14 protein-coding genes are annotated in these 26,246 nt (G+C 64.5%); 7 read left to right on the plus strand and 7 right to left on the minus strand.

Annotation, left to right across the window (positions count from 1 at the left end; translation table 11 throughout):
• Positions 1-99 precede the first annotated feature (99 nt).
• Positions 100-372, plus strand: a complete 273-nt coding sequence (locus tag LB569_RS11725) for an antitoxin (RefSeq protein ID WP_224692398.1) — start codon at positions 100-102, stop codon at positions 370-372.
• The gene (locus LB569_RS11730; RefSeq protein ID WP_224692399.1) at positions 372-770 is read left to right on the plus strand and encodes a type II toxin-antitoxin system VapC family toxin; all 399 of its coding nucleotides are present in this window, start codon (positions 372-374) and stop codon (positions 768-770) included. The genes LB569_RS11725 and LB569_RS11730 overlap by 1 nt, the downstream gene beginning before the upstream one ends.
• A gap of 12 nt (positions 771-782) precedes the next feature.
• Here LB569_RS11730 and LB569_RS11735 read toward each other — a convergent pair whose 3' ends face one another.
• The 7 genes from LB569_RS11735 to LB569_RS11765 form a co-directional block, all read right to left on the minus strand.
• Entirely contained in the window at positions 783-1,823 is a 1,041-nt protein-coding gene (locus LB569_RS11735; protein ID WP_224692400.1) for a sulfate/molybdate ABC transporter ATP-binding protein, read from the minus strand.
• Between the two features lie 72 nt (positions 1,824-1,895).
• A complete protein-coding gene (gene cysW / locus LB569_RS11740; RefSeq protein ID WP_224692401.1) occupies positions 1,896-2,780 on the minus strand; it encodes a sulfate ABC transporter permease subunit CysW in 885 nt (294 codons plus the stop codon).
• Positions 2,773-3,624, minus strand: coding sequence for a sulfate ABC transporter permease subunit CysT (gene cysT / locus LB569_RS11745; protein WP_224692402.1), 852 nt, complete (start codon positions 3,622-3,624; stop codon positions 2,773-2,775). The genes cysW and cysT overlap by 8 nt, the downstream gene beginning before the upstream one ends.
• Before the next feature lie 22 nt (positions 3,625-3,646).
• Complete coding sequence (locus tag LB569_RS11750; protein WP_140701994.1) at positions 3,647-4,675, minus strand: sulfate ABC transporter substrate-binding protein; 1,029 nt, start codon at positions 4,673-4,675, stop codon at positions 3,647-3,649.
• A 210-nt stretch (positions 4,676-4,885) separates the two neighbouring features.
• Positions 4,886-5,632, minus strand: coding sequence for a M15 family metallopeptidase (locus tag LB569_RS11755; RefSeq protein ID WP_224692403.1), 747 nt, complete (start codon positions 5,630-5,632; stop codon positions 4,886-4,888).
• Between the two features lie 204 nt (positions 5,633-5,836).
• A complete protein-coding gene (gene pbpC / locus LB569_RS11760; protein ID WP_224692404.1) occupies positions 5,837-7,927 on the minus strand; it encodes a penicillin-binding protein 1C in 2,091 nt (696 codons plus the stop codon).
• Between the two features lie 246 nt (positions 7,928-8,173).
• A complete protein-coding gene (locus tag LB569_RS11765; RefSeq protein ID WP_224692405.1) occupies positions 8,174-13,672 on the minus strand; it encodes an alpha-2-macroglobulin family protein in 5,499 nt (1,832 codons plus the stop codon).
• Between the two features lie 281 nt (positions 13,673-13,953).
• On the opposite strand from LB569_RS11765, the gene LB569_RS11770 reads away from it, so the two are divergent.
• From LB569_RS11770 to LB569_RS11790, 5 genes are all read left to right on the plus strand, one after another.
• On the plus strand, positions 13,954-15,882 hold the full coding sequence (locus tag LB569_RS11770) for an autotransporter assembly complex protein TamA (RefSeq protein ID WP_224692406.1): 1,929 nt from the start codon (positions 13,954-13,956) through the stop codon (positions 15,880-15,882).
• On the plus strand, positions 15,883-21,936 hold the full coding sequence (locus LB569_RS11775) for a translocation/assembly module TamB domain-containing protein (RefSeq protein ID WP_224692407.1): 6,054 nt from the start codon (positions 15,883-15,885) through the stop codon (positions 21,934-21,936). It begins immediately after the preceding gene.
• Positions 21,937-22,188: 252 nt separating this feature from the next.
• The gene (locus LB569_RS11780) at positions 22,189-23,847 is read left to right on the plus strand and encodes an ABC transporter substrate-binding protein (RefSeq protein WP_140701988.1); all 1,659 of its coding nucleotides are present in this window, start codon (positions 22,189-22,191) and stop codon (positions 23,845-23,847) included.
• A 148-nt stretch (positions 23,848-23,995) separates the two neighbouring features.
• A complete protein-coding gene (locus LB569_RS11785; protein WP_224692408.1) occupies positions 23,996-25,030 on the plus strand; it encodes an ABC transporter permease in 1,035 nt (344 codons plus the stop codon).
• An 11-nt stretch (positions 25,031-25,041) separates the two neighbouring features.
• Positions 25,042-26,199 (plus strand): ABC transporter permease, encoded by a 1,158-nt coding sequence (locus LB569_RS11790; protein WP_140701986.1) that lies wholly within the window; start codon positions 25,042-25,044, stop codon positions 26,197-26,199.
• The last annotated feature ends 47 nt before the right edge of the window (positions 26,200-26,246 follow it).

A 26,246-nucleotide genomic window follows, 5' to 3' on the forward strand; every position in this document is an offset into this window, starting at 1 on the left:
ATTTTGTTCCAGTCGGCGTCTTGTTGTCTCCGCATGTTTCTCACTTGTGTTGCCGTGCCCCACGGCATATACATGCGGCATATACACAGAGAGGCAACCATGCCCCAGCGTCCCCAATCAACAACGCCTCCGAAAGAGGCAAAACTTTTCCGCAACAACCGCAGCCAGGCAGTGCGTATTCCCGTCGAGTTCGAACTTTCGGGCGACAGGGTCCTGATTAGCCGTGAAGGCGACCGCCTGATCATCGAGCCGGTCCGAAAACCCGGCCTCACCGCACTGCTCGCCCATTGGGCGAAAGAGCCACCGCTTGGCCCTGACGACGACTTTCCGGAGATCAACGATGTGCCCGTCGAATCCGAGGACATTTTTTGATGCGGTTCATGTTGGACACGAACATTATCAGCGACATGATCCGAAATCCGACCGGCAAGGCCGCCAAAGCAATGGCACGTGAAGGAGACGCCGCTGTGTGCACCAGCATCGTCGTCGCCGGGGAATTGCGGTATGGCTGTGCGAAGAAGGGATCGGCCAAGCTGCTCAAGATGGTCGAGGACCTGCTGGCAGAGATCCCTGTCTTGCCGCTCGATGTGCCGGTGGACATTGAGTACGGCGCCCTTCGGGCAGAGCTGGAGGCCGTTGGCCAGCCCATTGGGCACAATGATCTTTTTATCGCCGCTCACGCCTGTGTGCTGGGTACAACATTGGTGACCGCCAATACCGGGGAGTTCACCCGGATACGGAATCTGAAGGTCGAGAACTGGCTGAAATAGGGGATCAGAGGATCAGGCAGCCGGGAACAGCTTCCAGCGCCCCGGGCGGAACGCCACGCGGCTCTTTTGCGCTGCCGGATGATCGACCGGTAGCTCAATCTCGACGCGCTGGCGTTCGCCGCCGATTTCGAGCTCGACGCGCCTTGTGCCGGCGACGCGGCGGCTGGCGGCGACGGTGCCGGCGATGCAGCCGCTGCAGCCGTCGAGCAGTTCGACGTCATGCGGACGGAAGTACAGCGTCGCATCGCCCGGAGGCGCATGCGGAGCCTGCAATCCGATCGGACGGTCGGCCAGCCAGATCTCGCCATTCTCGATCTTGACCGGAAGGGCGCTCGATTCGCCGATGAAGCCGTAGACGAAAGGCGAGTTCGGCGTGTCGTAGATGTCGTCGGCGGTGCCGACCTGCTCGATGCGGCCCTGGCTCATCACCACGACGCGGTCCGCCAGTTCCAGCGCCTCTTCCTGATCGTGGGTGACGAAGACGGTGGTGTGGCCGGTGGCGTCATGTATTTCGCGCAGCCAGCGGCGCAGTTCGCGGCGCACCTGCGCGTCGAGTGCGCCGAACGGCTCGTCGAGCAGCAGCACCTTGGGTTCGATGGCCATGGCGCGGGCGAGCGCCACGCGCTGGCGCTGGCCGCCCGAAAGCTGCGCCGGATAGCGTTTCTCCAGACCCGACAATTGGACAAGGTCGAGAAGCTCCGAGGCGCGGCGGCGGATTTCCTGCGCCGGCGGCCGCGACGGTCCGTGCCGGACCTTGAGGCCGAAGCCGATATTGTCAGCCACCGTCATATGGCGGAACAGCGCGTAGTGCTGGAAGACGAAGCCGACATTGCGATCCTGGATCGATTTCTGCGAAGCGTCCTCGTCACCAAAGAAGATTTTTCCACGCGTCGGCCGCTCGAGCCCGGCGATCAGCCTGAGCAGGGTCGTCTTGCCGGAACCGGACGGCCCCAGCAGCGCGATCAGTTCGCCCGACTTGATGTCCAGCGAGACGTCGTGGAGCGCGGGAAACCGCTCGAATTCCTTGCGCACATTGGCAACGCGAACTTCCATACAAATCCCTCATTTGGTGATGCATGTCGTTGTCCCAAAACCGGAGCCCACTTTTGGGCGACATGCATTTAGTCAATGTCCGCGCGTCGCGGCGAGTTCGGCGCCGTAGCGCATCTCGAGCAGTGTTTTCAAGACCAGGGTGACGAGCGCCAGCCCGGCAAGCAACGAGGCGACGGCAAAAGCGCCGACGGCATTGTACTCGTTGTAGAGGATTTCGACATGCAGCGGCATGGTGTTGGTCAAGCCCCTGATATGGCCCGAAACCACCGAAACCGCGCCGAATTCACCCATGGCGCGCGCATTGCACAGAAGCACGCCGTAGAGCAGCCCCCATTTGACGCTGGGCAAGGTCACATACCAGAAGGTCTGCCAGCCATTGGCGCCGAGCGAAAGGGCGGCTTCCTCGTCGCCATTGCCCTGTTCCTGCATCAGCGGGATCAGTTCGCGGGCAACGAAGGGGAAGGTGACGAAGACGGTGGCAAGCACGATGCCCGGCACGGCGAACAGGATCTGGATGCCGTGTCCCTTCAGCCACTCGCCGAGCAGCCCCTGGGCGCCGAACAGCAGCACGTAGACCAGACCCGAAATGACGGGCGAGACCGAGAAGGGCAGGTCGATCAGCGTGGTCAGAAACGCCTTGCCCTTGAATTCGAACTTGGCGATCGCCCAGGCGGCGGAGATGCCGAAGACGACATTGAGAGGCACCGAGATCGCCGCGACAAGCAGAGTCAGGCGGATGGCCGAGCGTGCGTCCGGTTCGCCCAGTGCTTGCGTATAGGCGCCGACGCCTTTCGCCAGCGCCTCGTGGAAGACGATGATCAGCGGCAAGAGCAGGAAGATGCCGAGGAAAGCGAAAGCGATGACCATCAGCACGGCCTGTGCCGGCCGGCTTTCGGTCACCGCCGCCGAGCGGCTCTCGTGATACGGTTCGTAGGATTTGATCTCGGGGTCAGCCATAGCGCTTGCGGCTCCATGTCTGCACGAGGTTGACGACCAGCAGCATGACGAACGAGAGCGCCAGCATGATTGCCGCGATCGCGGTCGCCGCCGGGTAATTGTATTCCTCCAGGCGGATGACGATCAGAAGCGGCGCGATCTCGGATTTGTAGGGCAAATTGCCAGCGATGAAGATGACGGAGCCGTATTCGCCGACGCCGCGCGCGAAGGCGAGCGAGAAGCCGGTGATGATGGCCGGCGCCAGGCCGGGAAAGAGCACGCGGGTGATGATCTGGAAGCGGCTGGCGCCGAGCGTGGCGGCGGCTTCCTCAACTTCCTTGTCGATCTCCTCCATGATCGGCTGCACGGTGCGCACGACGAAGGGCAGGCCGATGAAAACCAGGGCGATGACGATGCCGAGCGGCGTATAGGCGACCTTGAGCCCGAGCGGCATCAGCAACTTGCCGATCCAGCCATTGGGCGCGTAGAGCGTGGTCAGCGCGATGCCGGCCACCGCCGTCGGCAGCGCGAAGGGCAGGTCGACCATGGCATCGACGATGCGACGGCCGGGGAAGCGGTAGCGTACCAGCACCCAGGCGACCAGCGTGCCGAAAACGACATTGACGACAGCCGCGATGAAGGCGGTTCCGAAGCTTATTTCCAGCGCGTTGAGCGTGCGGCGATCCGTGGCTATAGCCCAGAAATCGGCCCAGCCGAGGGCGGCCGAGCGCCAGATCAGCCCGGAAAGCGGGATGAGGATGATGAGGGTGAGGTAGGCAAGCGAGAAGCCGAGCGTCAATCCGAAACCCGGAATGACGCTCGGCTGCTTGAATCTCCACCCCGCCTGCGCGGGTACTGTGGTCATGTCGTCCTGATCTAGATCTTGCTCACTGGGCCGGCTTGTAGATCTGGTCGAATATACCACCGTCGCCGAAATGATAAGGCTGTGCCTTCTTCCAGCCGCCGAAAAGCGGATCGTCGATGGAGATCAGCTTGATATCGGGCGTCTTGGGAATATCAGCCGCGTCCACCAGTTCGGGCTTGGCCGGACGATAGTGGTTCTTGGCGATGATCGTTTGCGCTTCCTTGGAATAGAGCCAGCCGAGATAGGCTTCGGCCACCTTGCGCGTGCCCTTGGCATCGACATTGGCATCGACAATCGCCACCGGCGGCTCGGCGAGGATCGAGGTCGGCGGATAGACGATCTCGAAATTGTCGGCGCCGAATTCGTCGAGTGCCAGATAGGCATCATTTTCCCAGCCGATCAGCACGTCGCCGATGCCCTTTTGCGCGAAGGTCACGGTAGAGCCACGGGCACCGGTGTCGAGAACCGGGGCGTTGGCGTAGAGCTTGCCCACGAATTCCTTGTTCTTGGCTTCGTCGCCGCCATCATTGGCGTTGGCATAGGCCCAGGCGGCGAGGTAGTTCCAGCGTGCGCCGCCCGAAGTCTTTGGGTTGGGCGTGATCACCTGGACGCCGTCCTTGACCAGATCGCTCCAGTCGTGAATGCCCTTGGGATTGCCCTTGCGGACCAGGAAGATGATGGTCGAGGTGTAAGGCGCTGAATTGTTTTCGAACTTCTTGCGCCAGTCGGGATTGATCTTCTTCGATTTCGAGACGATGGCGTTGATGTCGCCTTCAAGCGCCAGCGTCACCACATCGGCGTCGAGACCATCGATCACGGCGCGGGCCTGGGCGCCCGATCCGCCATGCGACTGCTGGATGGTGACCGTCTCGCCGGTCTCCGCCTTCCAGTGCGCTGCGAAGGCCTCGTCATAGGCTTTATAGAGTTCGCGTGTCGGATCGTAGGACACGTTGAGAATGGTGGTGTCGGCGAACGCGAAACCAAGCGTGCCTGATAGAACCGATGTGACGACCAGCGCGCCGAGCAGTTTCTTGAAATGAGGTTTGGTCATTTCTGCCTCCGTTGAACCCGCGCCAAATCTACCGAATTGATAGAAATAAGATGCATCGAATGTTGCCTTTTTTGGCTTTCTGAAGAAAATCTTCGGCGATTTGTCGGGGCAATGGGAAATATTTTCCTTGCGACCGTTCCGCGCGGAATCGGCCCGCCATCCGGCCTATCTAGCGATGCGCGGTTGCGGGGCAAGATCGCTTTGGGCCGGTTACTCGGCGGTCACAGGGAAATCGAAGCGCTGCTTTTGAAATGGCTCGTGGGCCAGCGTAAAATGCCACCATTCGCGCGCGTAGTTCCTGAACCCTTGGGCACCCATCGCATCGACAAGGAGCTTGCGGTTTGCCGCCGCTTCCGCGCCGAGCGGGCGGTGCGCCGTCTGGCTCGTCGGGTCGAAACAATCGAAGCCGGTGCCGAAATCGAGCGTATCGGCATCGATGGCGCCACAGGCCGGCTTCGACCTGGGCGGACCATCGGTCCCTGCGATGGCGACATCGACGGTCGAGCCACGTGAATGGGCCGACTGCCGGGCGACGTAGCCTTGGGTGACCAGCTCGCCGCCCTTGACCTTCGGATACCATTGCGGATCCGGCGGTCCGCCCGCGACCGTCCAGTCGCCCATGTCGGCAACGGCGCGGGCAGGGCGGTAGCAGTCGAAGACGACCAGCGTCAGACCCTTGGCGGCGATCGCCGTCTGGACGCTGGAAAGCGCCTCGGCCGCCTGGCGGGTGAGAATGCAGACCGGCGCGTCGTAGCCGTTCACCTTGCGGTGCAGGAAATTGTCGGAGATGGCGTAGCGAATGTCTAGGCGGATAGAAGGGGCGATATCGGAGAGGCGGACGAAGCCGGCGGGAAGGGGATCGGCTGAGGCGGGAAGAGTTACGAAGAAAGTCGCTAAAACGGCGGCTATGCTGCGTAAGGTATGGCGTGGCACGCCCCCCTCTGCCCTGCCGGGCATCTCCCCCTCGAGGGGGGAGATTGGCAGCTTTTGCGTCGCGCGCCGCCGTTGGTCATTGGCGAAAGCGGCCGGGCCATCCGATCTCCCCCCTTGAGGGGGAGATGGCCGGCAGGCCAGAGGGGGGCGCCTCGCACCGGACATCAGGCAATTTATCCCTTATCCCCCGACCTCGAAAGGCCAGTCTCCTGAATCCGTTGATGCAGACTATTCAACGAACACTTTCACACTCGCCGCCCGTCCCGCGGCGTCGATGACGGTCAGCGTCGAGTAACCGGCGCCGTCGGGCTGCCAGGTCGCGGTGCGGCGGCGGTCGAGGCCGATGAGGGGTTTGCCGTTGGCCAGCCAGCGGAACGGCGCGCGGCCGCCTTGCAGCTTCAGCACCAGCGGCGAGGCGTCGGCCGAGTTGGTGGCGAGATCGACGCGGGCGCCGTCCGGCGGGAAGATGATGGTCGGCGCGGGTTCGGTCGGCGTCGCCTGCACCAGGCCATCCGCGCCGGCGCCGAAGCGGGCAAGCGTCACCGGCAACTCCTCGCGCCTGGGGGTGAAGGTGCCGGGCGGTTTGCCCGGCAGCGGCACGGTCGCCAGCCCCGAGCGGACGAAGCCCTCGAACAGGATCGGGGCGGCCGAGACATAGCCGGAGAGGCCCGGCACCGCGCCGGCATCGGGCCGGCCGACCCAGACGCCCAGCACGTAGCGGCCGTCGAAGCCCACCGACCAGGCGTCCCGGTAGCCGTAGGAGGTGCCGGTCTTGTAGGCGATGCCGCGTTGCAAGGCGCCTTCAGGCGGCTTTACCCCCGAGAGGATGTCGATGATCTGCCAGTTGGCCTGGTCGTTGAGAATGGTGGTGGTCGAACTCACGGCATTGGCCGGCTCGGTGCCGTCGCGCAGCGAATGCGTCTTGCCGCCATTGGCGAGCCCCGTATAGAGCTGGACGAGATCGCGCAGCGTGACGCCGACGCCGCCGAGGCCGATGGCCAGGCCCGGAGCCTGGTTGACCGGCAGGATCGGGTTGACGCCGGCCTGGCGGAAGCGCGCCGTCAGCCGCGCCGGGCCGACCGCGTCGAGCACGCGGATCGCCGGCACGTTGAGCGACAGTTGCAAAGCCTGGCGGATCGAGACATCGCCCTGATAGCCCATGTCGAAGTTCTTCGGCCGATAGCCGCTGAAATCGACCGGGCTGTCCTCGATCAGCGTTTCCTGCGCCACCAGCCCCTGCTCGAAGGCGAGGCCGTAGATGAACGGCTTCAGCGTCGAGCCGGGCGAACGCACGACCTTGGTCATGTCGATCCAGCCGGAACGGCTGGAATCGAAGAAATTGGCCGAACCGACTTCGCCCAGAATGTCGCCGGTGCGGGCGTCGGCCAGCACCATGGCGACGGACAGACGCGGCCCGAGCCGGGTGGCGGCGTCACGCGCGACCTGTTCCAGTCCTTGCTGGACGCTTTTGTGGATCGTCAGCTTGAGCGGCTGGCCGGGGACGGCCTTGGGCAGCATCGCGTAAGAGGCATGCGGGGCGAGCGCCGGCAAGGTGCGCCGCAGGCCCGACACATCGTCGAGTGCGGCGCGGGCCGCCTCGCGTTCGCCGATCAGGCCCGATGACACCATGCGGCTCAGCACACGGTCGCGCGCTGCATGAGCGATCTTGAGGTTGCGGTCGGGCCGGCGCTTTTCCGGCAGTTGGGGCAGGGCGACGAGCAGGGCGGCTTCCGAGACGGTGAGCCGTTTCGGCTCCTTGCCGAAATAGGCGAGCGAAGCGGCGCGCACGCCTTCCAGATTGCCGCCATAGGGCGCCAGCGTCAGATAGCGTTCGAGGATCTCGCGCTTCGAAAGCCGCCGCTCGATCTGGATGGCGCGCAGCATCTGCTTGATCTTGGAGCCGAGGCTGCGGCTTTCGCGCGGCTCGATCAGGCGGGCAAGCTGCATCGACAGGGTCGAGCCGCCGGAAACGATATGGCCGCTGGTGGCGAACTGGCCGGCGGCGCGCGCCAGCGCCAGCACGTCGACGCCCTCATGGTCCCAGAAGCGCTTGTCCTCATAGGTGACCAGCATGTCGACGAACTGCTTGTCGACCTGGTCGAGCCGGGTTTCGAGCCGCCAGTAGCCATCGGGCGTGGCGAAGGCGCGCAACAGCTGGCCGTCGCGGTCCTGGACTTCTGTGGAGACGGTGAGTTTTTCGGGAAGCGGCGGCGGGAAGGCGCGGTCGAGTTCCCAGAGGGCGGCGGTGGCGATTGCCGCGAACCCTGCCAGGGAGGCTGCCGTGATGGCTGAACGGCGAAGAAATTTCCTGGAGAGCATGGCGCTGCCCCTCATCCGCCTGCCGGCACGACGGCCCTTCGGGCGTTCACCGTTCGAAAAGCCAAGCAATTGGCTTTTCGTCCGCTGCGCGGACCACGGCTCACCTCCCCGTATAGTGACGGGGAGAAGGGAGCTGTCGCGGCGGTCGACGCTAGCCCCTTTCTCCCCGTCACTATACGGGGAGAAATGCCCGGCAGGGCAATGAGGGGCAGCGCAAGCCTCACGTTCATCTTCACCACCAGCGCCTTACGGTGCCTTGATCTCCATCATGCCGGTGGCGGTGCGGGCCGAATATTGCGGCCGGTACATGTCCTCCACCGTTGCCGCCGGATGGGCGTAGGTGCCCGGCGTCACGGCGCGCACGACATAGGCGAGCGTCAGATTGTGGTCGTGGTCGCCGTCGGCCGGGTTGAACGCCGCGACGAAACGGTCGTCGCGGAATTCCAGATGCGCGGCGTCGGTCTGTGCCAGCCAGGAGAAGTTCGTCAACTGGGCACTGGAAACCAGGCCCGGATTGTCGATCTCGAAGCCGGCCGGCAACAGGTCGGTGACCAGCAGGCGCGATGGCCAGCTGTTCTGCTCGGCGACCTTGAGCACGACGACAAAGCGTTCGTTCTGGGTTGCCTCCGTGACATTGGCTTCGGTGCCATCAAGCTTGTAGTAGGTACGGCTGATGGTGAAGCCGTCACCGCCGGCCGGCAGGGGTTGGATGGGCGAGGCCACGGTGGTGACGACGGCCTGCAGCGGGGTCTTGCCGGTGTTGGCGATTTCGAGCGGACTGTCGACCAGTTCGGAACCGTTGACCTGGTTGGAATAGCCGCCGGAATGCGGCGCGCCATTGACGGTCAGCGTGATGGAGTCGTTGCCCTCCTTCAACGCACGGGCCGCCAGCAGCATCCAGGAATCGTCCTGGGTGCTGGTCCAGCGGGCTTCGGCGCGTTTCCTGGTCACCAGCTTGATCAGCTCCGGCACGATGGTCGATACCGGCTTCGACTCCGCCGCCAGCGACAGCATGGCCGCGCCGTCACGCAGCGCCGAGCCGTAGTCGGAGCGGTACCAGTCGTAGTCGCTGCTCGATTTGGCGAGCTGCAGCGCGGTCTTGAACGTCGCCTCCGAACGCTGCGTGTCGCCATAGAGCGCCAGGCTCGCGGCCAGCTGGGCGACGGCCATCGGGCTCGAGAAGGCTTCGAGCTGCGTGTCGGCGTAATAGCGCAGGTCGCCGATCGAGGCCTTCTTGTTGCGGGCCAGCACGTAGAGCGCGTAGGCGATCTCGCTGCCGCGATCCTGTACGCTCTGGTCGTAGCCGAGCGAGTTCTGCAGGTTGTTGAGGGCCTGGTTCATCGCCAGGCTCGGGACGTCGTATTTCTGCTCCCGCGCCCGGGTCAGGAACTCGCTGACATAGGCGTCCAGCCACAGATCGCCGGAGCCCGGGCCCCACAGGCCGAAGCTGCCGCTCGAGGACTGGTAGCTCAGGACCTTGTAGATCGCATCCTGGACGCGGCCATGCAGGTCCGGGTCGCTTTCCATGCCGACGCCCGATGCCATCTCGTTGACGTAGAGAAGCGGCATGGCGCGGCTGGTGGTCTGCTCGGCGCAACCATAGGGGTAGCGGTCGAGCGTCATCAGCAGCGAAGGCACGTCGAAGGCCGCCGCCTGCGAAACGCCGACCGAGACCGAAGCGCCTTCGAGCAGGCTGGCAGCCAAGAGTTCCTTGTCGACGCGCAGCGCGCCGCCATTGCCCTTGAGATCGACCACAAGGCGCGTGGTGACCGGCAATTGGGCCGGGCGCACCGGCACATAGAGCGTCTGTTCGACCTTGGTGCCGTCGGCATGCGCCAGCTTGATGGTGAGCGAGGCATTGCCCGCCGTCCTGGTGATCAGCGGCACGGTCAAGGTCTGGCGCTTGCCCTGGGCGAGCGTCAGCTTCTGGGGCAGGGGCTTGTCACCCGTCGACAGGTCGCCGGTGGTTTCGATCGACAGCGCATAGTCGCCGGCCGGGCCGTCGGTGTCGGCCACGTCGAGCCGCATGACGGCGTTGTCGCCGGGCGCCAGGAAGCGCGGCAGGCCGGCGGTGATGACGACGGGATCGCGCACGATCACGTCCGCCTGGGCATGGCCGACCGCTTCCTTGGTCCAGGCGACGGCCATGACGCGCACGGTGCCGTTGAACTGCGGGATATCGAAGTCGATCCGCGCCTTGCCGTCGGCGTCGAGCTGGACGATGCCGGAGAAGAAGGCGACCAGCTTTTCGGTTGGCGGGCTGCCTTGCGTCTGCATGTTGGCGCCGTCACCGCCGGTCCTGAGCTTGCCGGTGGTGCCCAACGAGCCATCGATCAGGCGGCCGTAGATGTCGCGGATCTCCATCCCCAGCATGCGCTGGCCGAAGAACCAGTCCTCCGGATCCGGCGCCTTGTAGTTGGTCAGGTTGAGGATGCCGACATCGACGGCGGCAACCGTGACATAGGCATTGGTGCCCGGCTGTACGCCGGCCACGGAAACCGGGATCGACAGCTGCTGGCGCGGCACGGTCTTTTCCGGCGGCGTCAGCGTAACGGCGAGTTTCTTGGCGCCCGGATCGACCGTCAGCCACTTCACGCCGATGGCGCGGGCCGGCATGCGGCTTTCCTGCGCGTCGCCCGGCCGGAACAGGGTTGCCGTGACATAGGCGCCGGCCCCCCAATCGTCGCCGACGGGGATGTCGACGGTGCTGCCGCCGGCCGGTATGGTCGCCGTGATGGTCTTCAACAGCTTGTCGGAGCCGATATTGATCAGAAGTTCGCCGGCAAAATGCGGCGAGATTTTCAGCTTGGCCACTTCGCCGGCGGCATAATTGTCCTTGTCGAGGGCAATCTCCAGGCCGTCAGGTGTCTCGGTGGTGGTCGAGGCGACATACCAGCCGGCGTCGAACTCATAGCTGGTCGCCGGCCCTTCGGGATCGGATGTCTCGACCTCGAGCCGGTACTGGCCCCAGTCGACGGGAACGGAGACGGTGGCGTCGCCATCGGCGCCGAGGTCGATCTGGCCGTTGGCGATCGACTTGGTCAGGGAGACCGGCTCGTAGTTCCAGGAGTTGTTGGAGCGGTACCACTGATAATTGCGTTCGACCTTGACCAGCGACCACTGCGCGCCTTTCAGCGCCTCGCGCTTGCCGTCGGGATCGACGGCGATCAGGCTGAACTTGGCGGTGCCGCCCTGCGGCACTTCACCATCGGCGAAATCCGGACGGATGCCGATCATATGGCCTTGCGGGCGGATGCCGATGTTGAGCGAGCGCTCGATCGCGCGGCCGCCGGTTTCGCGCATGCGCACCGTCACCTTGCCGTCGACCAGCTTGGTGGTCGAGGGCAACTGGTCGACGGTAACAGGGAAGGTCGCCTTGCCGTCATCGCCGACCACCGGCAGATCGGTGAGCGGCGTGACCGTCGGCTCGGCCGACTGCTCGTCGGCGAGGCCGAAGGAAAAGTTGGGGAAGCGGTCCCAGTCGCGCGACGTCGACAGCGTCAGTTCGCCTTCCAGCGCCAGGCCCGCCGCCGGCGCGCCATAGAGGAAACGGCCGTCAATGTTGATGTTGGCGGTCTCGCCGCGCGCAATCTCCTGCTTGTCGGCGTTCATGTCGAATTCGATGCGATCCGGCACGAAATCCTCGACCAGGAACATCTGGCTGGCGACCGCCGGCTGCTTGGGGTCGGTATGGATCGACACCGACCAGGTGCCGCGCATGGCGTTGGGTTCGAGCGGCAGGTCGACGGCGTGGCCGCCGGCCGAGACGCCGTCGCTGACGATGCGGCGGTCCTCGACGCCATCGGGGCGCGAGAAGATGAAGGTGAGCGGCAGGTTCTCGACCGCCTTGGCCGCGCCGTCGCGGGCAAGTGCGGCGACATGGACGTCCTCGCCGGCGCGGTAGATGCCGCGCTCGGTCCAGGCATAGACGTCGAGCGCGCCGGGGGCGGCACGCCCGGTGACGCCACGGTCGGACAGGTCGAAGCCGGCCTTGGCCATGTCGAGGAAGACGAAGTCATTGTCGCCCTGCTTGGCCATCAGCACGGCCGGCACCATGCCGCCGTCGCCGCGCGTCAGGCCGGGATTGAAGACGGCGTGGCCGTTCGCGTCCGACGTCGCGGTGCCGAGAACCTCGTTGTTCCTGGCAACCAGCGTCAGTTCGGCGCCGGCTATCGGCTTGGCGGAGCCCAGCGAACGGGCGAAGACATTGAGCCCATCCTGGCCGGTATAGGTCGACAGGCCGATGTCGGAGACGACGAACCACTGCGTGGCCAGCGAACCGTAGTCGTCGCTCTTGTCGTTGACGGGCTGCGCGGTCAGCACATAGACGCCGGGCTTGCGCTGCGGCAGCGCCTCGTCGACCGGGAAGGAGGTGGTGACTTCCTTGTTGAGGTCGCTGACGATGTCGAGTTGGCCCTTCCAGACCGGCTCGCCCATCTGCTCGGAAATGTTGGAAATGTCATAGCCGTCGAGCTGGTGCAGGAACTGGTAGCCCGACAGAAGCTGCGCCAGCGAACGGTCGCCGATGCGGTAGAGCTTCATCTCGGCGGCATTCATGTTGACGGTGACGATCGGAATGCCGCGACGCGCGCCGGCCGGCAGCACGAAGCTGTCGCCGGTGAAGCGGGCGGAGGGGGCGCGATCCTGCACGTAGATCGACAGCACCACGGGGGCGGCGGTGACTTCGCCGATCGCGGCCGGCAGGCCGGCGCGGAAGGTGACGTCATAATGCTGGCCGTGTTCGAGCCCTTCGACGCAGATCTGCTTGTCCTTGGCCTCGACGCCCTTCGGCGGGGCGTTGTCGACGGTGACGAACTGCGCGTAGTCGACGCCGGTCTTGACCAGCTCCTCGGAGAATTGCGCGCAGATGCGCGGCGCGCTGGTGTCGGCATCGACGGAGTGATCGATGACGCGGAAGCCCTTGCGGGCCTTCAGATCGGCATATTCGGCCTGGACCGCGGGCGAGGTTTCCAGCGCAAGACTGGCCTCATAGGCCTGCAGCGCCGGCCGGTAGAGATCGCGTTTGTCGAGACCATTGCCAAGCAACGCCAGCACTTCGGCGCGCGTCCTGGTGGTGCGCAGCAGCTTGTAGGCGTTGAAGGCGGCCGACGTGCCGTTTGCCGGCAAAGTCGAGGCCTCGGAGGTGTTGGCGGCCGGCTGCACGGCCAGCGTTTCGCGCGCCAGCCTGAGCCAGAGCTGGCCGTCGTCAGGCATCACCGAGACCGCGGACTCGTATTTCTGCATGGCGGAGCGATGGTCGCCGGTCAGCACGGCCTGTTCGGCGGCATTCGTCAGCGCGGCCATGCCCTCGGTCGGCTTGTCGAAGGCGGGGCCGAGCAGCTTGTTGCGGTATTGCTGGGCCTGGTCGGCCATCCAGTTGGGGAAGAAGGCGAGTTCCGGCGGCGCGCCGATATCGGGATCGCCGTCGATGTTCACGACCTTGCCGGCGACCGCGCCGTTGAAGGATTTCAACTGGTTATAGTCGGATTTGAGAAAGCACCATTTTGCCTTGGTGTTGTAGGTGAAGGCGCGGCAAGCCGGATCGCCGAGACATGTCGTCTTGCACTGGTCGAGCGTGACGTTCTGGTCGGACCGGAGATCGAAGCCGAAATAATCGGAATTGTCCGTCGTTGCGATTCGCCGGGCCTCGGCCGCTTGCGCGACGCCGTTCCAGGCTAAGGCGTTGGCCCAAGCAAGGAAAAGAAGGACGAGAATCGACAGACCACGAGCCGCGCGCATTGCCATTACACCCTCCAGACAATTGCAGACGTCCGGGCATGATCAAGCTTCAGTCGGGCTTGTCAACGCGCGAACGCGGCAGGTTGCCGCCTGCCAACGGTTTATTTTCCGGCCAAGGACCGGTATGCGGACAGTAACCTCCATAGGACAGGGGATCACGCATTCTTGCGGAAACGCAGAAGGTGTGAATTCCAAGCCCGCCCTATTTCAGACAATTGGATTGTGGCCCCTTTACGAGCGCTTCAGAACTTCATTCCAATTTTAGTTTTGTAACCTAGGTTGTCTTAATGCCGGCGCATGAAAAGCAGATGTCAGGAAGGAGAGCGCCAGGGCGCGCCCTTCCGCGCGCCCTGCTTTTGGCCATGATGTGCTCGACGGCGCTGCTTTGCCAATCGAGGCACGCGGCCGCGTTCGAGCTTTTCGGCATCAAGCTTTGGGGGTCGTCCAGCGACGAGGACGCCGACATCGTCGATCCGCTGCGCTACGCGGTGACCATCTCCGCGCCCGATGCCGACAAGGACCTCGTCAAGAAGCTCGAAAACGCCTCGGCGCTGAAAGGCGACGAGGACCGGCCGGTCTCGGGTTCGCTCGGGCTGATGGCCAAGGCGCGCGGCGACCGTGAACAGCTGGTCGCCGCACTTTACGCCGATGCCCGGTATGAAGGCGTCGTCACCATCACCATCGAAGGCAAGCCGCTCGACGAGTTGCCGCCGGACGCCGAGTTCAAAGGGCGACAGCCTATCCCGGTGGCAATCACTGTCGCCGCCGGTCCCAAATTCACCCTTGGCAATATCAGGCTCGAGGGCGACGCGGCGGGGCTGATGAGCGCCGATTACGGCCTGATATCAGGCGGCGACGCCGGGTCGGGCGCCGTGCTCAAGGCCGAGGCGCTGATCGTGCGGACGCTGAAGGAGCAGGGCAGGCCGCTGGCCAAGGTCACCGACCGGCAGATCGTCGCCGATCATGCCACCTCGACGCTCGACGTGACGCTGACGGTCGCCGCCGGACCGGTCGCCGGCTATGGCGCCACCACGGTGGAAGGCACGGAAAAGGTCGACCGCGACTTCACCGAATACATGACCGGGCTGAAGCGCGGCCGGCAGTACTCGCCGCAGGAGATCAGCGACGCGCGCGACCGGCTGCTGGCGCTCGAGGTGTTCAACAGCGTGACGTTCAAGGAAGCCGACAAGCTCGATGCCGACGGCAACATCCCGATCGGCGTGCAGGTCAGCGAGCGCAAGCCGCGCTATTTCGGGCTGGGCGGCACGTTCTCGAACACGGAGGGGCTTGGCCTGGAGGGCTACTGGGGCCATCGCAACCTGTTTGGCCACGCCGAAAAGCTGCGCATCGACGGCGCCATAAGCGGCATCGGCAGCAACGATCTGTCCGAGTTGAACTACAATGCCGGCATCATGTTCGAGAAACCCGGCGTGATCGGACCAGCATCGAAGTTCTTCGCCAGCGTGAAGACGGTGCTGGAGCATCCGGACGCGTACGACCATTTCTCGGTCAAGGGCAGCACCGGGCTCTCCTATGAACTCGACAAGAAGCAGACCGTATCGGCCGAGGTGGCGCTAGACTACTCACGCATCCATGACGCCTTCGGCAAGCACAAATACCTGATCGCCAGCATTCCGCTGCAATATGTCTACGACAACCGGGACAACAGGCTGAACCCGACCAGCGGCTTTAGAGTGCTTGCCTATGCGGAGCCCAGCTACGACATATTGAGTGGTGCCGCTTTCCTCAAACTGAAGGGCGAGGGATCGGCCTATCAGTCGCTGGACACGGCCTCGAAGTTCGTGCTTGCCGAGCGTGTCGCCGTCGGCTCGATCGTCGGTACCGGGCTGCAGAACGTGCCGGCCGACCGGCGCTTCTATTCAGGCGGCGGCGGCTCGGTGCGCGGCTATGCCTATCAAGGCATCGGCCCCAAGGACTTCACCGGCCAGCCGATCGGCGGCCTGTCCTTCTTCGAGACCTCTGTCGAGATGCGCATCGCCGTCACCGACACGATCGGCATCGTGCCCTTCGTCGATGCCGGCACGGTGTCGACCAAGTCGGTTCCAAACTTCTCCGACGTGAAGGTCGGCGCCGGTGTCGGCCTGCGCTATGTCACGCCGTTCGGTCCGCTGCGCATCGACGCGGCCGTGCCGCTCAACCGCGACCCCGGCGACCCGCATTTCGGCATCTATGCCGGCATCGGACAGGCGTTTTGAATGAAGACGGTCCGGCGCATCCTTCGCATTGTCCTCTATACGCTGCTGATCGTGGTCGCGGGCGCCATTGGCGCGCTCATCGTGCTGACCAAGACCGAGCGCGGGCGCGACAATCTCGCCGGCATCATTTCGCGGCTCGCCTCCAGCGACGATCGCAAGGTCACCGTCAGCGGTATCGACGGCATCTGGTCGGGCAATCTCAGCGTCGATCATGTCGTGCTCGAGGACCGCGAGGGCGCCTGGCTGGTGGCGCGCAAGGTGGCTGTCGACTGGTCGCCGACGGCGCTGCTGTCGAAAAGCTTCAGTGCTAACAATATCGCCGCCGAGCGCATCGAACTGGCCCGCCTGCCGGTGGCCGGTTCGCAGCCGCCGGCGCAGGGCGGCACGACGACGCTGCCGGTCTCCATCGACATCAAGCAGATCGACCTGCCGGAAATCGCGCTCGGCGAGCAGCTGGCCGGCAGCGGCATTGCCGAGCTCGCGGCCAAGGGAATGCTCAAGGCCGATGCCGCGCCACTGGCGGTCGAGACGGCGCTCAACGTCACCCGCCACGACGGCAAGCAGGGCAATGTCGACGCCAAGATCCATTTCGCGCCCGCCGACAACAAGCTGGACCTCGACCTCAAGGCGTCGGAGCCGGCCGGCGGCATCATTGCCAATTTGCTCAAGCTGCCGGATGCGCCGCCGGTCGATATCGTGGTTTCGGGCAGCGGGCCGCTCGCCAACTGGAGCGGTGTCGGCACCTTCCTCGTCGACCATCAGATCGTCACCCAACTCACCGGCCGCCACCAGCTCACCGACAAGGGCAATCATGTCGAGGCCAAGGGCGACGGCGATTTCGCGCGCTTCCTGCCGGAAAACCTGAAGCCATTGTTTGCCGGCAAGACCAGCTTCGATGTCGCCGGCACCGCCACGTCGGCTGGCGGTATCAGCATCGACAGGGCCAGCATCGAGAGCGATGCGGTGCACGGGGCCGCCTCCGGCATCGCCGATCCCGCCGGTGCCAGCGATCTGTCGGTCGAACTCGCCGCCAAGGGCCCGCCCGTGGTGATCAGCGTCGGCAGCAAGGCGCAGCCTATCACGCTCGCGATCAAGAACGCCACCGCACGCGCCTTCGGCGACGGCAAGGCGCCGATCGTCGATATCGGCGTTTCCTTCGTTTCGATCGTCGCCGGCGGCACGCGGCTGGACGATCTGGCGGCGCAAATCCATTCCGACGGCTTCGATATCCAGAATCGCTCCGGCCCGGTCACGGTCAAGCTCGACGCGGGCGGTCTGAAAAGCGACGTCGCGACGTTGGCGCCGCTAATCACCGGCAAGGTCCATGTCGATCTGGCCGGGTCAGTCAGCAAGGACGCCATCGCCATCGATCAGGGCACGCTGCGTTCCGATGCGCTCAATGCGTCGCTGACGGCGACGGTGGCGCTCGCTGACATGTCGATGCAGCTCAAGATGAATGCCGACGCCGTGGCGACCGCATTCCCGCAGCAGATCGCCTCGGTGCTCGGCGGACGGGTCAAATTCTCGGCCACGGCATCGCGCGATCCGCAGGGGTCTTTCGCCGCGAACTCGATCGAACTCACTTCGGGATCGCTCAGCGCCAGCGGTACGGCCAGCATGCAAGGCACGGACATCCAGGCCGACATCAAGGGCAAGTTGGGCGACGTTTCGGTGTTGTCGCCGACGGTCGGCGTACCGGTTGCCGGCGGGGTCGATTTCGCGCTGTCGGCGACCGGCGCGATCACCGCGCCGGATTTCACCGTTACCGCCGACAGCGACAGCCTGACCGCCTCGGGCCGCACGGTGAAGGCCATCAAGCTGACCGCGAGCGGAAAGGCCGACATAACGAGCCCTTCCGCCAACGTTTCGCTGACCGGCGCCGTGAACGACCAGCCGCTCGATATCAAGGCGGCCCTGGTGACCAGCGAGGGCAAGCGTTCGATCAACGGCTTCCTGGTCTCGCTGGGCGACAACAAGGTTTCGGGCGACCTGGCACTGGATGACAAGTTCATGCCCCTGGGCACACTGACGCTCGCCGCGCCTGCCATCGACCAGTTGGCCGCGCTCGCCGGCCAGGCGGTGACCGGCGACATCAACGGCACCATCCTGTTTGCCAAGGAGGGCGACGCGCCTTCCATTGCCATCGATGCCAAGAGCAGGTCAGTGGCGCGTGGCGAGGTGACGGCCAAGGCGATCGCCATCAATGCGCTGATCGCCAATTATCTCGAGGCGCCGGCGATCTCCGGCACCATCAAGGCCGACGCGGTCACTTCGGGGAGCACCGAAATCGGCGGTATCGGCGTCGATCTCAAGCGCGACGGCGACTGGACCAATTTCAGCGGCGGCGCCACGATCGCGGGCATTCCGGCGACCGCCGCCGGCCGGGTGAAGATCGCCCAGGGCACCACCAGCGTCGAGATTGCGTCGGGCGAGGCCACCGTTCGCGGCATCAAGGCGGCGATTGCCGAACCGTCGGCTCTGACCATCGCCAACGGCACGGCCAACATCGACAAGCTGGCGCTCGATATTGGCGGCGGCCGAGTGGCGCTGTCGGGCAGTGCCGGCGAGACGCTCGATCTCGCGGCGCGGGTCTCAGCTTTGCCCGCCACGCTTGCCAATGCGTTCTTGCCCGGCCTGGAGGCCGCGGGAACGCTTGACGGTATCGCTGAAGTAAGCGGAGCGCCGGCCGCTCCCGACATCCGGTTCAACGCGAAACTGGCCGGCGCCGAGACCAGCCAGACCCGACAGGCAGGGCTTGGACCACTCGCCGTCGAAGCGGCCGGCAGCTATACGATGGCCGGTGGCGTCGCCCTCGATCATGCCACCCTCACCGGCGACAAGGTTTCCGGCCAGGCCGCCGGCACCATCAACCCGAACGGGGCCAGCGATTTCGCGATTGATCTGACCTCATCGGGTCCCAGTCTGCCGCTGACGCTCGGAAGCGCGGAGAGCCCGGTCAAGATCGAGGTCCGATCGGTGTCGGCCAAAATCGCCGGCGAAAGCACGCATGCCCGGCTGGATTTTTCCGCGATCCTGCCCTCGGTCGTCACCAGCCCCGCGAAGGTGGACGGGCTTACCCTGACTCTGCACTCGGACGCGTTCGATCTCGGGAATCGCGCCGGGCCGGTTTCCGGAACGGTATCGGTGGACAAGGTTGGGCTCGACAATCCCACGATCGCGCCGCTCATCGCCGGCAAGGTCACGGCCGCGCTCAACGCGCGGCTCAGCGCCGACGCCGTCGCTATCGACAGCGGTTCGCTGAAAAGCGATGCGCTGAGCAGCCAGGTCGCCGGCCAGGTATCGCTGCGTGACGGCGCCATCGATCTCAAACTGAATGCGGATGCGCCGTCCTCGGCCTTGCCGGCCGCGGCGCGCGGCATGCTTGGTGAACGCGCGCAGATAAGCGCCGCGCTGAAACGCGACCCCAAAGGTGCCATAAGTGTCGATGGGCTGAAGCTGGTGTCGGGCGGACTGACCGCACAGGGGCAGGCGAGCCTTGCCTACAACAAGGTGGCCGCCGACATTACCGGCGTTCTTGCCGATATCTCGCCGCTGTCGAAGGATGCCAAGGGCGCGATTGCCTTCGCGCTGAACGCTCAGGGGCCGGCCATCGCGCCGGATCTGTCGCTGACGGTCAACAGCGATCGGCTTGTCGTGGCTGAGCGCGAGATTACCGGGCTGAAGCTCACCGCCACCGGCAAGGCGGACGCCGCCAATCCGGCGGCCAATGTGCAGCTCACCGGCAATGTCGCCGGCCAGGCGCTGCAGGGGAGCGCCGTGCTGGCAACGGCGGACGGCAAGAGCGCCATCAATGGGCTGCTCCTGTCGCTGGGCAAGAACAGGATCTCCGGCGACCTGGCGCTGGACGACAAATTCGTGCCCGAAGGCACCATCTCGCTCGACCTGCCCGACATCGGGCCGCTCGCCGCCCTGGCGCTGGAAAAGGCCGAGGGCGACGTGCGCGGCACCATTGCCTTCTCGAAGAACGGCGGCGCACCCCAAGTCATCGTCAAGGCGACGACCGGCTCGATCGTGCGCGGCGACCTTCAGGCCAAGGCCGTCTCGGTCGATGCGCTGATCGCCAACTATCTCGTGGCGCCGGTGATCTCCGGGAAAGTCCGCGCCGATACCGTCACGTCGGGCGGCACCGTGATCAGCGGCATCGACGTCGACCTCAAGCGCGATGGCGACTGGACCGGCTTTTCCGGTGGCGCCACGGTCAAGGGCATTCCGGCCAGGGCGGCCGGACGGGTGAAGGTGGCCGGCGGAACGACGACCATCGAGCTCGCTTCGGGGCAGGCGACCGTCCAGGGCATCAAGGCGGCTATCGCCCAGGCCTCGACCGTCAGCATCGCCAATGGCACGACGACGCTGGACAGGCTGGTGCTCAACCTTGGCGGCGGCACCGCGACGGTAACCGGCAAGGTCGGCCAGGCGCTCGACATCAATGCGGTGCTGGCGCGCGTGCCGATGTCGCTCGCCAACAGTTTCTCGCCCGGGCTCGATGCGGCGGGTTCCATCTCCGGCACGGTCAAGGTGACCGGGGCACCGGCGATCCCCACCGTTGCCTTCAACATCGACGCGGCCGGGGTGCAGACGTCGCAGACCCGCAGCGCCGGTGTCGGCGCGGTGAGCGTTGCCTCGTCGGGCAGCTTTGCCGGCAACAAGCTGACCTTCGACGCCAATGTCAGCGACGGGGCCGGGCTTGGCCTCAAGGGCGGCGGCACTGTGACGACGGCTGGCACGCCGGCGCTGGCGCTCGACTTCAACGGTGCCGTGCCATTCGGCCTCCTCAGCGAGAAGCTTGCCGCGCAGGGCCTGTCGCTGACCGGCAACGCCAACGTCAATGTCCAGGTGCGCGGTCCAGCGACGTCTCCGGTGATCGGCGGCAGCGTCAGAACCTCCGGCGCGCGTCTGGTCGACGCACGCTCGGGCCTTGCCGTCAACGATATCGCGGCCGACGTCTCGATCGGCAACGGCGTCGCCAGGATCAACCGGTTGACCGGAACGCTGTCGACGCGCGGCAGCCTGTCGGCCAGCGGTACGGTCGGCATCAATCCGGCGCAAGGGTTCCCGGCCGACCTGTCGATCAAGCTCACCGACGGCCGCTACACGGATGGACGCGTCGTGACCGCCAACCTCGGCGGCGACCTGACGATCAAGGGGCCGCTGACTTCGGCGCCGGTGGTTGCCGGCACAGTCAACCTGGCCAAGACCGTCATCACGGTTCCGGACAAATTGCCCGGCTCGCTCGCGGCGCTCGACGTCAAGCACAAGAATGCGCCCGGCCCGGTCAAGGCGCAGGACAAGGCGCTGCGCCCGGCGACGACCAGCGGCAAGAGCGGTGGCAGCGGCCTTGCGCTCGACGTCACGGTCAATGCGCCGAACCAGATCTTCATCCAAGGCAGGGGTGTCGACGCCGAACTCGGCGGCTCGCTCAAACTGACCGGCCCGGCCTCTTCGCCGCAGGCGGTCGGCACCTTCACCTTGCAGCGCGGCCGGCTGTCGATCCTCGGCAAGCGGCTGACCTTCACCGAAGGCACGGTGGGGTTCTCCGGTTCGCTGGTGCCTTACCTCAACCTGACGGCGACAACGACGACAACCGGCGCCACCGTCACGATCGTGGTGTCTGGCGAGGCGACCAATCCCAAATTCACCTTCAGTTCGGTGCCGGCACTGCCTGAGGACGAGGTGCTGGCGCAGCTGATCTTCGGGCGGTCGATGTCGAACCTGTCGCCGTTGCAGATCGCGCAGCTGGCCGAGGCCGCCGGACAATTGGCTGGCGTCGGCGGTTCGACGTCACTGCTGGAGAATCTGCGCAGCGCAATCGGTGTCGACGATCTCGACGTCACCACAGACGACCAGGGCGGCACGGCGGTCTCGGCTGGCAAGTATCTCAACGACCGCACCTATGTGACCATCCAGAAGGGCGACAAGCCGGGTTCCGGCAAGGCGACCATCGACCTCAATGTCGGGCGCGGCGTCAAATTGCGCGGCGAGGCGACCGACGCCGGCGAAGCCAAGGGCGGCATCTTCTACGAGAAGGAATATTGAGGCCTGGCCCCTCGTGCTGGCCGCAACTGGCGCTGTCGTAACCAGGGCAAATGTCTCAGTTTAATAGCCCGAACAGATTTTGGCGAAATCTGGGCGCACTAGCAATTTTGCGCCAAGACTGTCGCTATCACGCGAACTGCCCTCCTTCCAAAGTTGCACATTCGCTAACATGTTCCCAATCCATGTCGTCTTTGACATCATGGCCTGGATGCGGAATGTTAATCGGCGGAAAGCCAACAATGGGAGTTAGTCATGACAATCTACAAGAGCAACGGCGACAGCGTTCCGGATCATATCCTGGCCATGGCCGAAGAAGCCAAGTCGGGTAAGGTCGATCGCCGCGAATTCCTGGCGCTGGCCAGCATCTTCGGCGCCTCGACGGCCATGGCCTACGGTCTTCTCGGGCTCGCCGCTCCGACCCCGGCCAAGGCCGAGGACGTACAGGGCAAGAAGGGCGGCGTGCTCAAGGTCGCCATGTCCGTCAAGGATCCCAAGGATCCGCGCACCGCCGACTGGTCGGAAATCTCCAACGCCGAGCGCCAGGCGCTCGAGCCGCTGGTGAAATACACCAAGGAGTACACATTCGCGCCCTATCTGCTGGCAAGCTGGGATATCAACGACGACGCCACCGAGTACACGCTGCATGTGCGGCCAGGCGTCGAATGGAACAATGGCGACAAGTTCACCGCCGATGATGTGATCTACAATTTCACGCGCTGGGCCGACAAGAACGCAGAAGGCAATTCCATGCCGGGCCGCCTTGGCAGCCTCGTCGACGAAAAGACCAAGAAGCTGAGCGAAGGATCGATCGTCAAGGTCGACGACATGACTGTCAAGCTGAAGCTCACCAAGCCCGACATCGCACTCATCGCCAACCTGTGCGACTATCCCGGCCTCGTCGTCCACAAGACCTTCGACGAGAAGGGCGCCAACTTCAAGAACTGCCCGATCGGCACCGGCCCATTCGAGCTCGTCTCCTACGATGTCGGCCAGAAGGTGGTCTACAAGCGCCGCACGACCGGCAAATGGTGGCAGGGCGAGGCCTTCCTCGACGGCGTCGAGTTCATCGACTACGGCACCGATCCGGCCGCGACGGTTTCGGCCTTCGAATCCGGCGAAGTGCACACCAATCACGAGACGACCGCCGATTACGTCAAGATCATCGCGGATGTTGGCGCGCCGCCTTCGGAAGTCGTGACCGCGGCCACCGTGGTCTCGCGCTTCAACGTCAATGCCAAGCCCTATGGCGACCAGAAGGTGCGTCAGGCGATGTGCCTGGCCGTCGACAATTCCGTGGTGCTGCAGCTTGGCTACGGCAATGCCGGAACGCCGGCCGAAAATCACCATGTCGCGCCGATCCATCCGGAATATGTCGAACTGCCGAAGATCCCCCGCGACGTGGCCAAGGCCAAGCAGATGCTGACGGAAGCCGGCGTGATCGATTTCGAACACGAGCTGATCAGCAATGACGAGGACTACCACAAGAACACCACCGACGCGATCGCGGCCCAGCTGCGCGAGGCCGGCATCAAGGTGAAGCGCACCGTGCTGCCGAGCTCGACCTTCTGGAACGACTGGACGAAATACCCGTTCTCGGAAACCAACTGGAACATGCGTCCGCTTGGCATCCAGGTCATCGCCATCGCCTATCGCTCGGGCGAAGCCTGGAACGAGACGGCTTACGCCAATCCGGACTTCGACAAGAAAGTCAACGAGGCGCTCGGGATCGCCGATGCGGAAAAGCGCAAGGTGGTGATGAAGGATGTCGAGCAGATGCTGCAGGATTCCGGCATCATCATCCAGCCTTACTGGCGCAAGCTCTACATCAACATCAAGCCCGAGGTGAAGAACCACTCGATGCACCCCACCTACGAGCACGACTTCGGCAAGGTCTGGCTCGATCAGGCGTGATCCACGGCTTGTTGGATATGAGGGGCGCTTGCCCCTCATATCCGCAGGATCGTCGCCGTTGCACTGGATGCAGCGGCGGCGTGACGTCACATGATTTTCGTCACAGGGTTGACCATATCTGACCCCAACCCGGCCGGCAGGGGGCACCATGTTCTCATTCATCATCAGACGTATCGGCACGATACTGCTCACGATGCTGTGCCTGACGCTGGTCGTCTTCTTTCTCGTCAATCTCGAACCCAATTTGAAGAAGCTGGCGATCAGCCAGACCGAAATGCACACATCGGCCGAGCAGCTCGAAAGCTGGCTGGTCAATCACGGCTATCGGCAGAACTTCTTCGTCCGCTACGGCCAGTGGCTCGGCATCGTGCCCAAGCAGCCGATCACGGATCCGGCAACCGGCAAGACGACGCAGCGTTTCTCCTTCTGCAACGACCCGGCGGTGCCGACATTCTCCGGCGTGATCGAGGGCGATTTCGGCTGCTCGACCAAGTTCAAGACCACGGTCGCGGCCAAGCTGTTCCCGGCGCTCGGCGCCACCGGCATCCTGATGTTCTGGGTGCTGGTGGTGATGGTGCCGGTCTCGCTGCTGATCGGCATCCTTGCCGGCATGCGCGAGGGCTCGCGCACCGACCGTGTGCTGTCGGTCGCCTCGATCGCCTCGACGGCGACGCCTGAATATGTGTCGGGCGTCATCTTCACCGTCGTCTTCGCCTCCTGGCTCGGCTGGCTGAACGGGTCGGCCGCCTCCGCCAGCCAGGGCATCACCTTCTACAATTTCACGCTGCCGGTGATCACGCTGGCGATCTACGGCATCGGCTATATCGCGCGCATGACACGCGCCTCGATGGTCGAGGTGATGACGCAGCAATATATCCGCACCGCGCGCCTGAAGGGGCTTTCCTTCAAGAGCGTGGTGGTCAAGCACGCGCTGCGCAATGCGTTGATCGCGCCCTTCACCGTCATCATGCTGCAATTCCCCTGGCTGCTCACCGGCGTCGTCATCGTCGAGGTGATGTTCCGCTACCAGGGCTTCGGCTACACTCTGGTCGAGGCCGCCGGCAACAACGACATCGACCTTCTGCTCGGCTGTTCGCTGGTCTCGGTGTTCATCGTCTTGATCACGCAGCTCATTTCCGACGTCGGCTACGCATTCCTCAATCCGCGCATCCGCGTTCAGTAGGGAGAAGGCGCATGCAAGCTCAATATATCGGCGCCTCCGCCATCGTTCTCGATGTGCTCTGGCGCTTCTGGCCGGTCTGGGTCGCGCTTCTCATCGTCATGGGCGCGAGCTTCCTCTACAAGAAGAAGCTGGCGCTCTACGGCCAGTTGTTCGACAGCGGCGTCGGCATAGCGGGCGTCTTCATCTGCCTGTTCTGGCTGTTCACGGCGATCTTCGCCTCGACCATCTCGCCTTTCGATCCGCTCGGCCAGATCCCGATCATGAAGGATACGCTGCCCGGCGCCATCGAGCCGCAATCGGGGCTCGTCTATTTGTTCGGCGGCGACAAGCTCGCCCGCGACGTCTTCTCGCGCATGGTCTATGGCAGCCAAATCGTGCTGATCATCGCCCCGGCCGCAACCGGTTTCGCGCTGATGGTCGGCATCACGCTCGGCCTGCCGGCCGGCTATTACGGCGGCAAGATCGATTCCATCCTGTCGTTCCTGGCCAACCTCGTGCTGGCCTTCCCGGTGATCCTCTTGTTCTACCTCCTGGTGACGCCGGGCATCATGGACACGCCGATCCCCTATGGTCTGGCCGGCGTCTTCTTCCTGTTTCCAATCATCTTCTTCAGCGTGCTGTTCTGGACCCGCTATAAGAACCGGCCCGACCGGATTTATATCCTGCTCGGCCTGACGCTCATCATCGGCGGCTGGATCTATGTCGGCCTTGTCTTCGACAGGGATCCGCTGAAGATCGTCCACATCGATCCCAACCAGCTCAACATCTTCGTGGCTGTCGTGTTCGCCTCCAGCCCCGGCGTGTTCCGTATCGTGCGCGGCCTGGTGATGGACATCAAGACGCGCGACTATGTGGCGGCGGCGCAGACGCGCGGTGAATCGCCCTGGTACATCATGTTGTGGGAAATCCTGCCCAATGCGCGCGGGCCGCTGATCGTCGATGCCTGCCTGCGCATCGGTTACACCACCATCCTGCTCGGCACGCTGGGCTATTTCGGTCTGGGCCTTGCGCCCGAGAGCCCGGACTGGGGTACGGCGATCAAGGATGCCAGCCGCTTGCTGCGTTCGTTTATCCATCCGGCGCTGCCGCCGACGATCGCGCTGATGTCGTTCGTGCTGGGGCTTAATCTCTTGGCCGATTCGCTGCGCGAGCAATCGATGAAAGACTGATTGACGGGCCTTGACCCGCGTCTGGTACAATTTGGATTGGAGCGACC

Origin of the sequence: Mesorhizobium sp. BH1-1-4 (assembly GCF_020165665.1) — a bacterium.
GTDB lineage: Bacteria > Pseudomonadota > Alphaproteobacteria > Rhizobiales > Rhizobiaceae > Mesorhizobium.